This is a genomic window from Caballeronia sp. dw_19 (assembly GCF_018449515.1).
GTDB lineage: Bacteria > Pseudomonadota > Gammaproteobacteria > Burkholderiales > Burkholderiaceae > Caballeronia.
This window is the reverse complement of sequence record NZ_JAAVUQ010000001.1, coordinates 24,893-39,180: the sequence shown is the minus strand read 5'-3', so window position 1 is coordinate 39,180 and position 14,288 is coordinate 24,893. Positions and strand designations below refer to the sequence as shown.

Sequence of the window (14,288 nt, the reverse complement as noted above, 5' to 3'; positions counted from 1 at the left end):
GTCAGCGCGAGCGCCAGGATTGCCGTCTTCGATCCACGTCTTCCACGTCTGAAACCTGCCGGCATATCAATCCCTCAAACGGCGCGCAGCAATGGCGCGCAGCGACCGGTAGAACAGTGCCGCGAAGATGATGGCCGCGAGCAAGCCGCCAAGCACCAGCAAAAGCGGATGCGACGACAACGCCCAGCGCATGTATTCGAACGGCGACAGGCGGCCGACGTAATACGCCTGGCCATTCGATGTCACCGTCACGTCGCGTCCATGAATCACCGCCATGGCGCCCTGGATTTCCGGCAGCACGTCGTTGTCGAGCAAGGCCGCGGACAGGTCGGCATCGGACTGTCCGGCCGAGCTGATCAGCGCCACGGCGCTGCGATTGCTTTTGAGCGGCGATTCGAAGCCGGTGATGAGCGCGTCGCCGCTGGCGCTGACAAGCGACAGGTCGGCGCGTGCAGGCAGGCGCTCCACACCGTGCGCGCCGTGCCACCAGTCGACCACCTTGAACGCCACGTCGGAGAGTTCGAAGTTGCGCGATTCGCCGTCGCCCGAGAACGGCATCTGCTTCGCCCAGCTTTGCAGCAGCGGCTGGCGGCCGGGCGAGCCCAGGATCAGCAGGTCTTTATCGGCGAGATTGTCGACCTGATCGGCCTGGGCGACGGTCACGCCAGTCACCGGATAACCCGTCGATGCCCCCATGCGTCCCATCTCCAGCAGGTACAGGCTGAAGTCGGCGGAGTTCGGATCGTTGGGCATGATGACCGCCGTCTCAGACAGGTCGGCCATGCGCGTGAACGGGAAACCGCCGTTCGCAAAGGCTGCGAGGTCGGGCAGCGCCATGTAGTGCGGGAAACCCGACAGGTCGATGGTCGAATTCGGATCGATGGAACCCACCACGTTATCCAGCACGCGGCCCTGGCATTCGCCCGTCTTCGGGTAGTCGTAGTAGAAGTGCAGGCGCAACTGCGAGCGAGGCGTGAGCAGCAACGGCGGCACGTAGATCTCATGGCGCGCGGCGGCCGTCTTGTCAGGCATCACCTGGTTGAAATAGCGGCCGAGATCGAAAGTGGACGTGGCGACCGCCGGAATCCGCAGCGACTGCACGAAATCGTCGTTCACATTGATGTTAAGCGTTGACCGGTCGGGCGCGGGACGCACCGTGTACCGATAACCCAGATCGATCGGCACGCCCTTCGTTTGCCACATGAAGAGGTCGGGTGGCACGCGCATGTTCACGCGCACGGCGTCGGCGTTATAACCCGTCACCGACAGGTCGCGCGCTTCCGCCAGTTCGCCGAAACGCACGGGCCGGTCGGTCGGCAGCCAGTTCGGCGCGTCGTAGGGTTTGCGCGGGGCGAAGTCGTTCAGTTGCGTGATCGTCGCGGTCGTGCCGGACAACGTGTTCTGGCCAATGCCGAGCGCCTTCGCGGCGGTCTTCAGCTCGGCGTCGTTGCGGCCCATCACGAGCAGCAAGCGGCCGCGCGAAGGAGTATCACGATCCACCACCGCGATGGTCGGGCCGGATACATCGGGGATCTTCACGCCGGCCGGGTGCTGGTCGCTGGTGGCGAACACCACGGCATTGCCGGACAGCGGCACGTTGTCGATCTGCGCCGGAAACACCGCGCCGCGATATCCGCTAAGCGAGCCGAACCATGACGCTACCGCGCCCGCTGCTTCGAGCGTGGCCGCGCTTGGTTTTTGCGCGAACACGAATGGCAGTTCGAGGCGGCGAACGTCGCGGCGATCGAAGAAAGGCGCGGGCAATGCAGCCAGGTCAGGCTTGCTTTCCAGCGATGCATACGTGAGCTCGAGCGAGCTCGCGTTGCTGACGCTCGCCCACAGCGTGGAGTTCGACGGGTCCTCGCATTGCTGCGTGTAGTGACCGATCAACTGCACGTTCAGGTGATTGAATTCGGTGATGAAGCGCGGGTCGACGGATACGTCGCGGGCGACGAGAATGCCGGCTTGCTCGCGTGGCACGGGCAGCGTGGCGGCCACTTCGCCGTTGACGAGCACCTTGAGTTGCGAGATCGACGGCAACAGCGAAGGTGAATAGCTGTAGATCAGGTGCAGTACCGCGCTGGTCACGACTTCGTCGCTACGGACCGAGAACGGCACGCCGTTCTGGCCGTCCGTGCCACGCAGTTGCAGCGGATCGAGCGCGCCGAGGTCGGAGAACGTAAGGGTCTGGCGGCGCCCTCCCGGTACCAGCGTGCCGGGCTCGGCCGTGGTCGGTGTCCTGGAGGCGAGCGTGCGCACGGCCGGCACGGCTGACGCTCCCAACGCGCCCGAGGCCGCCTGTGCGAACGCCGGCACGGGCACGGCGAGCTGCGGTTGCTCGATGGTTTCCCGGTTGAACGGCGTGGCGGGGCCGGGGAGCGGTACGGCGCCCACGCCGGTAGCGGTTCCGGTTGCGCTGGTCGGGGTGTTAGCCGCCGCAGCGCTTGCCAGCGACGCCAGCGGCACGGCCAGCGCCGTTTGCAACGCAAGCCAGCAGGCGAGGCTGCGCATCAGGGCGCGGGGAATGGGGCGGGAGCTGAACGGAGTGAAAACCGTTGTGTCCGGTTCGCCTTGTTCATTGCCCGGGCGCAGCGTCGAAATTCCCTTACCCATGTCAGTCTTTGGTCTTCAGTTTTTTAACGTCGGGTGAACGGGTCGTCAGCCAGTTCCGTGCGTCGGTGAAAAGATGCTCGAACAACGCGCCGATACCGCCCATGCCCACCAGCAGCACATGCCGCAAGCCGCGCAGCGGCGCGTCCGGGGTGCGTCCTTCGGACCATTGGGTCCAGGCGTCGGCGCGGGCGAAGGTGGTCTTCACGAACTCGAATTCCTGCTCGCGCGTGAGGGCGGAAAAGCGCAGCCCGACGCGTCCGACGGCGGTAAAACCGACGGTCGCGGGAAACGCATATTCCTCATCGCCACGAAAGAGCGAGACGGTGACTTTCTCGTGCAGCGGCACTTCCAGATCGGCCGGCAGCTTCACGCCCACGCCGCCTTCCGAGTAGTCCATGGTTTCGCAGGCGAGGGTGCGGCCGGTCGAAAACTTGAGCATCACGGGCATTTTCATTTCTACCCGATGCGTCGTGCGCACTTGCTTGCGTTCGCTTGCAGCCGCGACGCTCGCGCCGAGGATCAGCATGTTGTACGTGGTCCAGGCGAGGTTCAGCAAGACCGTGTTCACTTCGCTGCTGACTTCCCAGTGCAGGTAGATGTTCACGAGTCCCGCGATAAACCCGAACAGGTTCAGCACCAGCAGGATCAGATAGGGGCGCGAGATGGCGTAGTCGAAATAATCCTTCGAGATCTGGCCGCCCTTCGCCGTCACGTTGAACTTGCCGAGCTTCGGGTTGATCAGTGCAAGCAGGGTGGGTGCGGTGATGTACGACGCCAGCACGGACTCATACACTTCAGCCCAGAACGAATGCCGGAACGAGCGCTGCATGCGCGAGTTCGTGATGCTCGCATGCATCATGTGCGGCAGCGCGAAGATGGCGATCGTACCGGCCGCCGCGTGGATTACGTGCGCCCCAAAAAACAGGTACGACAGCGGCGCGGTAAGGAACACGAGGCGCGGGATGCCGTAGAAGAAATGCATCATCCCGTTCAGGTAACAGAGCCGCTGACCGAGCTTCAGGCCTCGGCCCGTGAGCGGGTTATCGATCCGGAAAATCTGCGTCATGCCGCGCGCCCAGCGAATCCGCTGGCCGATGTGCCCCGACAAACTTTCGGTCGCGAGGCCTGCCGCCTGCGGGATCGCGAGATACGCGGTCGTATAGCCGAGCCGATGCAGCTTGAGCGCGGTATGTGCGTCTTCCGTCACCGTCTCGACCGCGATGCCGCCAATCTCTTCCACCATCGTTCGACGCAGCAACGCGCACGAGCCGCAGAAGAAGGTCGCGTTCCAGAGATCGTTGCCGTCCTGCACGAGGCCATAGAACAGCTCGCCTTCGTTGGGCACCTTGCGGAACGTGCCCAGGTTGCGTTCGAACGGATCGGGCGAGAAGAAGTGGTGCGGCGTTTGCAGCATCGACAGCTTCTTGTCGCGCAGGAACCAGCCAAGGCCGATCTGCAGGAACGAGCGCGTGGGAATGTGATCGCAATCGAAAATGGCGAGAAACTCGCCCTTCGTGATCTTCAAGGCTTCGTTGATATTGCCGGCCTTCGCATGCCGGTTGTGCGTGCGGATGGTCCAGGTGACGCCGACCTCTTCGCAGAACGCCTTGAACTCGGGACGGCGGCCGTCATCGAGGACATGAATGGAGATCTTGTCCGCCGGATAGTCGATCGCAAGCGCCGCATAGATAGTCGGCTTGACCACGCCGAGCGGCTCGTTATATGTCGGGATGAAGACGTCGACGGTCGGCCATTCATCGCGGTTTGCCGGCAATGGCATCGGCTTTCTCTGCAGCGGCCAGGCGGTCTGGAAATAGCCGAGCAACAGCACGATCGCCGAGTAGACCTCGGCTGCGACCAGCAGCAAACCCCAGGCGGCATCGAGCGGACGTTCCCAGTACGTTGTCTCGGTCAGCCGCCAATACATGTAGCGCCCCGTGACCGCGACAGACAGCATGATCATCACCAGCGTCGCGTACTGGCCGCGCAGGCGCCGGAACGCAAGCGCGAAAGCAAAACAGCAGCACGCAAAAATCAGTTGCTGCGTGAACGCGAGCGGCACCGTCCAGACGAAATACATCGTCGCGAGGGCGAACAGCGTGAGGATTGTCGTAAAGATCCGGCTGCTCCAGATCCTTGAATCGACAAAACCTTCCAGCTGCGATGCAACCTCGTCGGCCTCGGTCAGTGGTCGTGCGCGTGTGCGTGGCGTGCTCATGCGACGTTCCTCGGCGAGAGCTGCCTGGAGTCGACCGCGTGGGTGAGCCATTCGCCGCACGTGCGCAGATCGGCGGCGGCCTGGCTCAGCGGGTCGTAATGGATCAGCGTGGTGTCGCACGCGAGCGACTCGCTCACGCCTTCGTCAAGGTGGATAACGCCCGGGAACAGCTTGTCGCCGAGCAGGTTGCGCAGCACCTTGAGGACGTCTTTCGTCAATTGCCGCGACTGGTCTACCTGGTTCACCACGTAACCCGTGCCGACAAAGTTCGCCCGCGGCGTGGCGTAGGCTTCGATCATGCGTTCCATCTGCGGGATGGCGGCGTACGAAGCGGCATCGGCCAGCACGACGTTCAACGCAAAATTCGACGCGCACAGCGCCGTGCGCGTATAGACCGACGAACCCGGCGGGGTATCGACTATCACGATATCCGCGGCATCGAGTTCCAGCCTTTCAAGCGATTGCACGAGCCACTGCGGGTCGCGGTCGATGTGCGATTCGAAGCGGCGGCGATCATCTTCCACCACCGCGCCGTAGGGCAGGACCGTGACCCCGTCGACACCATCGAACATCACGGTTTGCCACGGGTCACCGGCGAGAGTGGCGCGCGACAGTCCGTCGATGCTGTCGAGCGGAATGCCGAAGTGCAGGCGCAGCGCGTTTTGTGGATCGAGGTCGAGCGCGATCACGCGCCGCCCGCGCGCGGCGAGCACCGAGGCCAGGTTCGCCGCGAGCGTCGTTTTACCGACACCACCCTTGGCAGAGACGACGGTGATGACTTTCATGATTGTGAGTGGTTTTTGGCGAGCCACGAACCCGCGCCCGAGTTGATGGCGGCCGGCGCTTCTGCGACAGGTCCGCGCAGACGCTGGAACATCGACGCCAGCGAATCCGGCGGTGCGCTTGCCTGGGGCGCAGGCTGAGCGTGCACTTGCGGACGGAACAGCTTGCCGAGGATCGACTGGCTTTTTGGTTCAAGCGCGAGTGCTGATGCAGGTGCAGGCGTTGATGCCGCTTCGGGTGCCTGCACGCGTGGCAACGACAGCGACCTCGCCGCAGTGTTCGAGCGTTGCAGCGCCGCCGCGAAGCCCGTCAGTTGGGCCGACGCGCTCGCATGCGCGGGCGTGGCGAGCGGCAGCGTGCGCGGTTGTGGCTGTGGGTGTTGAGCCTGCTGCGGAAGTTGCTCTTGTTGCGTGTGGAATGGCCGAAACAGCGGCTGCGGCAGTCGTGCTTGCTGCTGCGGTTGCGCGTCGGCTGATGGCACGGCCTCGGTTTCCACCGCGTTCGACGTTTCTTCTACCGCGTCGACCAGAGCAGAGAAACGCGCTGCGCCAACCGGCGTCGCCGGCAAGGTGACATTGGCGACCGGTGGAACCGTCTTCCGGTGCGCGCGTGCAAAGAGCGGCGGTTTGCCGCGGTTGAGCGGCGCTGCGCCCGCCGGCAGCGTCAGGCTGTTCGGCACGTTGCGATGTTCGCCGGAGCGATCGTGCGTGTGGGGCAGGTGCGCATCGCGGCGAGGCGCGATGTTCGGGATCGACGGCTGCGAGAGGTCAAGGGTCGCGAGCAACGGCCAGCGCGTGCGGGCGTGGATGGCTTCGTTCTCGCGGCCGATTTCCTGGTAGTTGCCGGCATCGCCGCCAAATCTGTCGAACAGCTTCTTGATATCGCGCGAAGGGTTCATGTGCTGCGTCCTCGTACTCTCGTTGTACTTTGGGCCTTGCCTCGACGACCACTGGCCAGTGACGTCTCCCGCGCTTGTGAGCGCTGATGCGGGCAATGCCTGTTGACTACCTGGTTGACTGCCTGATCCGGTGTCGGACCCGTACCGCATTCGTAAAAGCCAAGGGAGTTTCCGGTCCAGCCTCGCGGTCCAGCTTCAGGCTCGCCCATTCATGCGAGGTTGGACGTGCTCTCGGTTGCCCTCAGTTGCTATAACGGCCCAATCTGAATTCGACTGCAGCACTTTCATCGAACTCGCCGGCTTGCACCACCGACAAGCCTTGCGCGCCGAGCGCGCTTAGCCATTCCTGATACGCGCCTTCGAGAAACGCCGGGCTCCACGGAAGCGCGTTCGCGCCGAATGCGAGCAGCGGCGGACAGCAATGAACGATGCGCAGATAATCCGGCTCGTCGCTCACTTCGACAAACCCCCAGTCGACGTCATTCCAGATCGCGTTCAATGCGGCGCCCAGCTCGGGCGTGGTGGCGCAGGGCGGTAGCGGGTGGGCGGCGGCAAAACGGCGACCTACCCGTTGCATCAACTGACGCAGCTCGTCGCGGCCGATCTGGGTATCGAATTCTTCTGCCAGGGCGACCAGCACGCCACGCCACTGCGAGGAAATTTGCCGGTCCAGCAGGTAGTCGAGGGTCATGGCCATGTTGTTGGAGAGGAAAGCTTTCAGCTAGATAAACGCGAAAATAGCGATACGGCGTAACCAGTAGTAATTACACTGCTCCGTCGTGCGACGGACGGTAATAGTGATACGGCTACCAGTAAGCCGCGAGTCTACTTCAAGGCGATTTCTTTTTCCGACATACCGCACATTAGCAAATAGTTTTGTGGTTAAAGCCGCAAACAGAGGGCAAAAAATCCACCGTGTCCAGTTTATGTAGTACTCGGGCAATTAGCGCAAACGTTTAATCGGCGGAATTCATTTGTCAGTCTAATCTTGCGTTCAGGCGGTTGTATTGTCGAGTTGCGCGGGGCGAACAACGTGTTGATATCGCATAAGCTGTTGTCAAAGAGTTGAAAGTTATGGGCCGCGCCAGTTCGCTTTCCGCGTGGCGAATAATGCGGATTACGTACGGGGATAATCCTCGCGGTTTTTAGCAGTTGGATCTTCACCGCGGGATTGTCAGTGAGCAGTTTCTTGCCGTATTTGCCACGCCACCGATTCGACACCGCGACGCGTTTATCTGCTTAATCAATGCAACTGACCCTTTGATCTCAAACGCTCCTTTGCGCCGCAGAAGGATGATCGTCCGGTTTTCGCACCGGCAATGCTCACGCTTACTTAATCAATTTGGACACGCGTCCAACTCGCCCTTTGCGCGACGCCGGACATCGCCGCGTGAGCCGGGCGGCGAAGATTGTTGAGGAAAGAGCTTGGAGCAGAAAGCGGACGGCTGGATATGTCATGCAACCAAAGACATCACAGGGTCAGCAACGCGGCAATCACGGCATAACGCGCTGTTTTCGCAATCGCGACGATCAGCAGGAACGACCACAAGGGTTCGCGCAAAACGCCCGCGATCATGGTCAAGGGATCGCCAATCACTGGCGTCCAGCTCAACAACAATGTCCAGCGTCCGAAGCGCCTGTACCAGTGTTCCGCGCGCTCGAGCGCGCGCGGCTTGATCGGGAACCAGCGACGCTCGCGCAGCTTTTCGATCGATCGTCCCATTGCCCAGTTGATGGTCGAGCCCACCACGTTCCCCACGCTTGCCACCGCGACGAGCATCCAGACCGGTTGTTTGCCGGCGATCAGCAAACCCGCCAGCAAAGCCTCGGACTGAAGGGGGAAAAGTGTCGCCGCAACCAGCGCAACCGCGAAAAGCCCGCCATATACAGATAAATTGACCATGAGAGAAATGCGGGCAACCGTGAAAGAGGGCGACAGCTTAGCTGTTTTTCGGCGATGCCCCACTTGGGGCGGTGCATCCGGGGATTGAAAGCTTTCTCCACAGTTGATACCTTGAAGACCGGTTGAAACCTCAATCCAGGAGATGTCATGTCTTATATGTTGCTCATCGCCGAACCTGTTGGACAGCGGGCCGAGCGCTCGCAAGCCGAAGGCAAGCTCCTCTACGAGAGCATGGTCGAGTTCGGTGCGGGACTGAAAGAACGCGGTTTGCTCATCGCGAGTGAATCTCTGGCAACGGGCGGTGTGCGCGTCAAGAAACGCGACGGCCAGGCTAGCCTGATCGACGGCCCGTTCGCGGAGGCGAAGGAGATGATCGGCGGGTTCTACATGCTCGATTGCGCGACGAAGGAAGAGGCCATCGAGATTGCATCGGCATGTCCGGCCGCCGAATGGTGCGAGGTCGAGGTACGCAAGATCGGTCCCTGCTGGGAGTGAGGTTTATAAGCCGTTTTCGTACGCGTCGTCTTTGTCCGTGTTAACCCTCGCACAACTAGAAATTGTCGATTTCTCCGGGCGTGGTTCGTCGTGGGAATGAGAGCGCGGCCGGCGTTCTTGTTTTCACACCACGAGGAGAACAACGATGCGATTCATCATCCTGGTCAAGGCGACCGAAAAAAGCGAAGCGGGTGTATTCCCCGAGGACGCGCTGATCGGCGCGATGGCGACCTACCACGAAGAACTGGCGAAAGCGGGCGTCCTGCTCGATGCGAACGGTCTCCAGCCGAGCGCCAAAGGCTGGCGCGTGCGTTATGAGGGTGGCGGGCGTAGCGTGGTCGAAGGGCCGTTCGCGGAGACCCGCGAACTGGTTGCGGGCTACACGCTGATCCAGGTGCGTTCACGCGAAGAAGCGATCGAGTGGGCACGCCGTTTTCCTTCTCCGATGGGCGAGCATGAGAGCGGCGAAATCGAAGTGCGGCAGTTGTTTGAACTGGACGACTTCGGCTCGGGAGAATCGATCGAGCGGTTCCGCGAGCTTGAAGCGGCGCGACGAGTTTGAAAGCAGCTTGAATAACCCGAAGGCACTCGCGCAAGCCGGCTAACGCCAGTGATCCCTTCTTCATGGACGATAAAAATGCACAAGCAAATCTACGTGAACCTGGCGGTGGCGGACCTGCCGAAAGCGCGCGCGTTTTTCAGCGAACTCGGCTTCAGCTTCCACCCGACGTTCAGCAACGATCAGGGCGCGTGCCTGATCCTCGGCGAGAACATCTTCGCGATGTTGCTGGTCAAGCCATTCTTCCAGACCTTCACCACCAAGGCGCTTGCCGACCCGAAACAGCAGGTCGAAGCGCTCATGTGCCTGTCGTGCGAGAGCCGCGCCGAGGTCGATGAAATCGTCGCCAAGGCCCTGCGCGCGGGTGGCACGACGCCGCGGCCGGCGCAGGACCATGGGGGAATGTACGGCCACGGTTTCGACGATCTCGATGGTCACGCATGGGAGTTCGTGTACATGGACCCGAACGCGGCGGCCGCACCGTGAGCGGATCTACCGGTGAGTCCGGCAGCCTGGAACTGGCCACTCATCGCGCGATAGAGGCGGTATGGCGGATGGAATCGGCGAAGGTGATCGCGGTCGTGGCGCGTTTGGTGCGAGACGTGTCGCTCGCCGAGGAGTTTGCGCAGGATGCGCTGATCGCGGCGCTTGAGCATTGGCGTGTGGATGGCGTGCCGGACAACCCGGGCGCATGGCTGATGACCACGGCGAAGCATCGTGCGCTTGATCGCTTGAGGCAGGATGCGTTGCACGCCCGCAAGCACGAGGAGTTGGGGCTCGACATGGATGCGCGCGAGGAGCATGTCACGCCGGATTTCGTCGAGGCGCTGGACGCCGCGCGTGAGGACGACATTGGCGATGACTTGCTGCGGCTCGTGTTCACCGCGTGTCATCCGGTGCTGTCCGTCGATGCCCGGGTTGCGCTGACGTTGCGCCTGCTCGGCGGCCTGACCACGGACGAGATTGCGCGCGCGTTCCTGCAGCCCGAACCGACCATCGCGCAGCGTATTGTCCGGGCGAAGCGGACTTTGTCGGCGGCGCGCGTGCCGTTCGAAGTGCCGAAAGCCGATGCGCGGGCGGTGCGGCTGGCGTCGGTGCTGGAAGTCATCTACCTGATCTTCAACGAGGGTTATTCGGCGACTGCGGGGGATGACTGGATGCGTCCTTCGTTATGCGACGACGCGTTGCGTCTCGGGCGCATTTTGGCGGGTTTGACGCCCGACGAGAGCGAGGTATTCGGGCTGGTTGCATTGATGGAGATACAGGCATCCCGTACTCATGCACGAACCGATGCGAACGGGCGGCCGGTCTTGTTGATGGACCAGGACCGCAGCCGATGGGACCCGTTGCTGATTCGTCGCGGCCTTGCGGCATTGGAGCGGTCGGAGGCGCTGAACGGTGCGCGCGGGCCTTATGCGTTGCAGGGTGCGCTGGCGGCTTGCCATGCGCGTGCGCGGCGGGCGGAGGACACGGACTGGGCGCAGATCGTGGCGCTATACGACGCGCTGGCGATGGTGGCGCCGTCACCCGTCGTGGAGTTGAACCGCGCGGTGGCGGTGGGGATGGCGTTCGGCCCGGCGGCGGCGCTGGAGATAGTCGATGAGTTGGGATCGAACGCAGTGCTAAAGAATTACCACTGGCTGCCGAGCGTGCGCGGCGACTTGCTGGCGAAGCTGGGCCGTCGTGAGGAGGCGCGAGTGGAGTTCGAGAAGGCCGCAGGGATGGCGCGTAATGGGCGGGAGAGGGAGTTGTTGCTTGAGCGGGCGGCGGAGATGAACGGGATGAGGGAGTAGCTGGCGAAGCTCTCGCGAAGTAGCTGATTGTTGACTCAGCAATCACGTGGTTCACACCCGTCGGGCAGTCGCACATGGCTATGTCGCGATCTAACACACTTTCGCGTTGCCCAAGCCGAACGTTTCCGCGGTGCCGGCAATCGGTCTGGTCTTTCCACATAGACCACATGATGCGTGATCCATATGTCGCGCAATGGGGACGACTGCCGAGCGCAGTTTCGTCGCCCTCGGTGGATTTCGTAATCCGTCGCAGTTGCATTGCCTCTTGCTGCTGCGTTCTTCATCTTTCGCTCCTGGAAATTCAACCGCTTGCTTTTGCCTATTAGTGGTCACCGTTGCTATTGATTTATTTTGTTATTTGATAAGTACAACATATGTATTGAAAGCGTTATCGCACCAAAAATAGATCGGAAATAAGACAAATCTGAATCAGGGATTCTTTCTGCAGAACCCTTCCATCCCCGCGCAAGTTCAACGATCATCCACGAGCTTTGCCGTTCAGCGAAGCAATGAGGGCGAACGTTTCGTGTTTGCATCGGTGCATGCCGTTCGAAACGACGCAGACGGGCATCCACGGAGCGTCTGGCGAGTGAGGCGCCTACGCCCTAGCCCTTTCAGCTGGCGATCTGAAGTACACGCAGATCGATGATAACGGTCATTCTTCTTGATAAAGATAACTCCCCAATGCTGATCAGCCCACCCTTCTTGCCGAAGCGCAACGACAACGAATCCGACGAAGCGTACGTTCGTCGATCAATGACCGGCGACGCACCCGGCGCCGGCGCATTTCCCGTGAGCTACCAAAATCGGTGGCACGGTGGCCTTCACTTAACGCCACCGTTCGAGCACAACGTAGACCTGGAAATTCGCGCCATCGCCGATGGCGTATTGGTCCATCGCGGCGATATCAGCACCAAGTCTGACGACCCGAATCATCCGCTCAATTACGGCGGCGGCTGGACCAGCGACGGTTGCATAGTGCTCAAGCACAGCACCGAAATTGGCGAAGGCGATAACGGCAAGGTCGAGTTCTATTCGATCTACCACCATCTGCGCCACATGCCGCCGGCCATTCTCGCGATGAAAATCGGACAGAAGGTGTGGCGTAAAGATCCCATTGGCAGCGCCGGGTACATCAATAACAAGCCGAATTTTTTCCATTTCGAAATCATCGCCGACGATGCCAACGCCCGCAAGCTCATGGGACGGATACAAGGCGACGTGCCGCTCAGTGGCGATGGGCGAAAGGATGTGTGCTACGGCGACATGCATTTCTATCTGCCAGCAAGCACGACATTCAGCGATTTTCCGACAAACCCGCACGGCGTGCGGCCCACGCCGCGCGATGTAGTTGGACCGGGTGTAGCGCTGTTCGTTTCGATGCACTTCGAGAACGGCCATTGCACGATGACCACGTATCGCGAGGACGGCACGCTCGTGGGAACGACTAAGGACGATGAGTTGCCCGGGGCCGCGTATGAGTATCAACTGTACGAGACAGCGACGAAACTTTATCCGCAACAGCCTGCCGCCGGCTTTGAGTTGCTGCGATTTGGGCGTGTGTTAGGAACCGCCGACACGCTGATTCCCGCGAATGCGCAGCACTGGCGCAAGGTCGCGTTGCCGAGCGGCAAGCTATGGGTCAATTTGAACGGCGCGGGCGTGGTCAAGCTCAGCGATGCAGATTTTCCGCACTGGTTAGGTTGGCGAATGGTTGATGCCAGTCATGGCGATCTGCGCTGCAAGGACGAGAAGACGTTGGCGTTGCTCGCGCCAGAAGCGCCGACAGTTGAGATTAACCAGGTTAGCGGCGGCGCTAAGGTCGAGGCCAACGCTCAGATCGTTTCATCGGAAGTGCTGCGCAAACAACGTCTCGCCCGTACAGCGGCCAAATTTGTGACCGACTGGGATTACACGACTTTCGAGCGCCGGCTGGGATGGCTTAAGAATCCGGAACCTGATGGGCTTGGTATGAACGATGCAAGCTTCGCTCGACTTCAAAAGCATAGTCAGGCTGTGTCGTTTTGGACGCAGGCGAAGTTGGGTATGGATTCAACGCCATGGCACTTCGATCCGCGCGAATTCATCATTCACTTTAAGAAGTGTGGGTGGTTGAGTGAAAGCGAATTAACCCAGATGCTCCCGACCTCAGCGATGCGGTTTGCTAAAGGACAATGGGTGTCGGAGAGTGTGCCTTTTTTATCGCCGACGAAAAATCGCATGGAGTTACATCGTGCCGGACTCAATAAGACTCTTCGAAAATACGGCATCGCGCCCCGTCCATGGCGCATGGCGGCGTTCTTTGGCAACGCTACAGTGGAAACGCAGTGGTTCGGAAAACTCTACGAAGAAAATAGGACCGCGTGGTATCACCCGTGGGACGGTCGCGGCTTTCTACAACTGACAGGGCCGGATAACTACATCAAATACTGGCATTTTCGTGGCCGCGCCGTCAGCGACGTGGTCAAAAACAAACTGCGTGCAGCGAGTGGAAAGGCACGCACGGAACAGAAGAGCGACGCGCTTCAGGATTCTATGCATTCCTATGTGACGGCGCAGATGATTCAATGGCGGGATGATGTGTCGGACCATCCACTCGATCCCAGTGATAGCGCCGGCGCCTATTGGGCGTGGAGCGGCGCAGCGACCTTTGTCAACGCTTCGCCGCTTTTGAAGCGTGAAACCAAGTTAGTCGGCAACGTCACTCGCCCGTACTACAGTTGCGAGTCATTCGGGCAGGTTGCAGCCACGGTGAATTTTGGTAGTCCAGTCCATGACATCAGCAAGATCGCCAAAGTGAACGGGATAGTTGCGCGCTATCAAGCGTACACTCAAGCGTTGATGATACTTGCCGACCGCATGGAATTTCCCAACGCCTATGGCCAGCTAAATGACGCGCCGGAAGGTTATGTCCAGAGGAAAGCATGATGAGAATTCTACGAGTACTCGCGTCAGTGTGTCTTTGTTGGGCAACAACTGTCGCGTACGCCGGAGCGTCAGTCGTCCGTCCGCTCACAATTCACGAG

The 14,288-nt window shown here is 60.9% G+C and carries 11 protein-coding genes; 5 read left to right on the top strand and 6 right to left on the bottom strand.

Annotated features, from left to right (window positions below):
* Positions 1-66: 66 nt before the first annotated feature.
* From bcsB to HB376_RS00125, 6 genes are all read right to left on the bottom strand, one after another.
* Entirely contained in the window at positions 67-2,613 is a 2,547-nt protein-coding gene (gene bcsB / locus HB376_RS00150; protein WP_213761433.1) for a cellulose biosynthesis cyclic di-GMP-binding regulatory protein BcsB, read from the bottom strand.
* A gap of 1 nt (position 2,614) precedes the next feature.
* Positions 2,615-4,831, bottom strand: coding sequence for a UDP-forming cellulose synthase catalytic subunit (gene bcsA, locus HB376_RS00145; RefSeq protein WP_213761432.1), 2,217 nt, complete (start codon positions 4,829-4,831; stop codon positions 2,615-2,617).
* Positions 4,828-5,616, bottom strand: a complete 789-nt coding sequence (bcsQ, locus tag HB376_RS00140) for a cellulose biosynthesis protein BcsQ (RefSeq protein WP_213761431.1) — start codon at positions 5,614-5,616, stop codon at positions 4,828-4,830. Before bcsQ ends, bcsA begins: the two co-directional genes overlap by 4 nt.
* Positions 5,613-6,512 (bottom strand): cellulose biosynthesis protein BcsP, encoded by a 900-nt coding sequence (gene bcsP, locus HB376_RS00135; RefSeq protein WP_213761430.1) that lies wholly within the window; start codon positions 6,510-6,512, stop codon positions 5,613-5,615. The genes bcsQ and bcsP overlap by 4 nt, the downstream gene beginning before the upstream one ends.
* A gap of 241 nt (positions 6,513-6,753) precedes the next feature.
* Positions 6,754-7,209, bottom strand: coding sequence for a cellulose biosynthesis protein BcsD (bcsD, locus tag HB376_RS00130; RefSeq protein ID WP_158934571.1), 456 nt, complete (start codon positions 7,207-7,209; stop codon positions 6,754-6,756).
* A gap of 774 nt (positions 7,210-7,983) precedes the next feature.
* On the bottom strand, positions 7,984-8,415 hold the full coding sequence (locus HB376_RS00125) for a YqaA family protein (protein WP_213761429.1): 432 nt from the start codon (positions 8,413-8,415) through the stop codon (positions 7,984-7,986).
* Positions 8,416-8,562: 147 nt separating this feature from the next.
* Between HB376_RS00125 and HB376_RS00120 the strand changes: the two genes are divergently transcribed.
* From HB376_RS00120 to HB376_RS00100, 5 genes are all read left to right on the top strand, one after another.
* Entirely contained in the window at positions 8,563-8,910 is a 348-nt protein-coding gene (locus tag HB376_RS00120) for a YciI family protein (protein ID WP_213761428.1), read from the top strand.
* Positions 8,911-9,055: 145 nt separating this feature from the next.
* Positions 9,056-9,472, top strand: a complete 417-nt coding sequence (locus tag HB376_RS00115) for a YciI family protein (RefSeq protein WP_213761427.1) — start codon at positions 9,056-9,058, stop codon at positions 9,470-9,472.
* 75 nt (positions 9,473-9,547) lie between these two features.
* The gene (locus HB376_RS00110) at positions 9,548-9,955 is read left to right on the top strand and encodes a VOC family protein (RefSeq protein ID WP_213761426.1); all 408 of its coding nucleotides are present in this window, start codon (positions 9,548-9,550) and stop codon (positions 9,953-9,955) included.
* Complete coding sequence (locus tag HB376_RS00105; RefSeq protein WP_346730414.1) at positions 9,952-11,262, top strand: RNA polymerase sigma factor; 1,311 nt, start codon at positions 9,952-9,954, stop codon at positions 11,260-11,262. The genes HB376_RS00110 and HB376_RS00105 overlap by 4 nt, the downstream gene beginning before the upstream one ends.
* Positions 11,263-11,907: 645 nt before the next feature.
* Positions 11,908-14,190, top strand: a complete 2,283-nt coding sequence (locus tag HB376_RS00100) for a M23 family metallopeptidase (RefSeq protein WP_213761424.1) — start codon at positions 11,908-11,910, stop codon at positions 14,188-14,190.
* Positions 14,191-14,288: the final 98 nt, after the last annotated feature.

What these genes read in the sequence shown, in the direction of transcription:
- HB376_RS00125 (WP_213761429.1), bottom strand. Translation starts at nt 8,415, where the DNA reads ATGGTCAATTTATCTGTATATGGCGGGCTTTTCGCGGTTGCGCTGGTT.
- HB376_RS00120 (WP_213761428.1), top strand. Translation starts at nt 8,563, where the DNA reads ATGTCTTATATGTTGCTCATCGCCGAACCTGTTGGACAGCGGGCCGAG.
- bcsP (WP_213761430.1), bottom strand. Translation starts at nt 6,512, where the DNA reads ATGAACCCTTCGCGCGATATCAAGAAGCTGTTCGACAGATTTGGCGGC.
- bcsB (WP_213761433.1), bottom strand. Translation starts at nt 2,613, where the DNA reads ATGGGTAAGGGAATTTCGACGCTGCGCCCGGGCAATGAACAAGGCGAA.
- HB376_RS00110 (WP_213761426.1), top strand. Translation starts at nt 9,548, where the DNA reads ATGCACAAGCAAATCTACGTGAACCTGGCGGTGGCGGACCTGCCGAAA.
- HB376_RS00115 (WP_213761427.1), top strand. Translation starts at nt 9,056, where the DNA reads ATGCGATTCATCATCCTGGTCAAGGCGACCGAAAAAAGCGAAGCGGGT.
- HB376_RS00100 (WP_213761424.1), top strand. Translation starts at nt 11,908, where the DNA reads ATGATAACGGTCATTCTTCTTGATAAAGATAACTCCCCAATGCTGATC.
- bcsD (WP_158934571.1), bottom strand. Translation starts at nt 7,209, where the DNA reads ATGGCCATGACCCTCGACTACCTGCTGGACCGGCAAATTTCCTCGCAG.
- bcsA (WP_213761432.1), bottom strand. Translation starts at nt 4,831, where the DNA reads ATGAGCACGCCACGCACACGCGCACGACCACTGACCGAGGCCGACGAG.
- bcsQ (WP_213761431.1), bottom strand. Translation starts at nt 5,616, where the DNA reads ATGAAAGTCATCACCGTCGTCTCTGCCAAGGGTGGTGTCGGTAAAACG.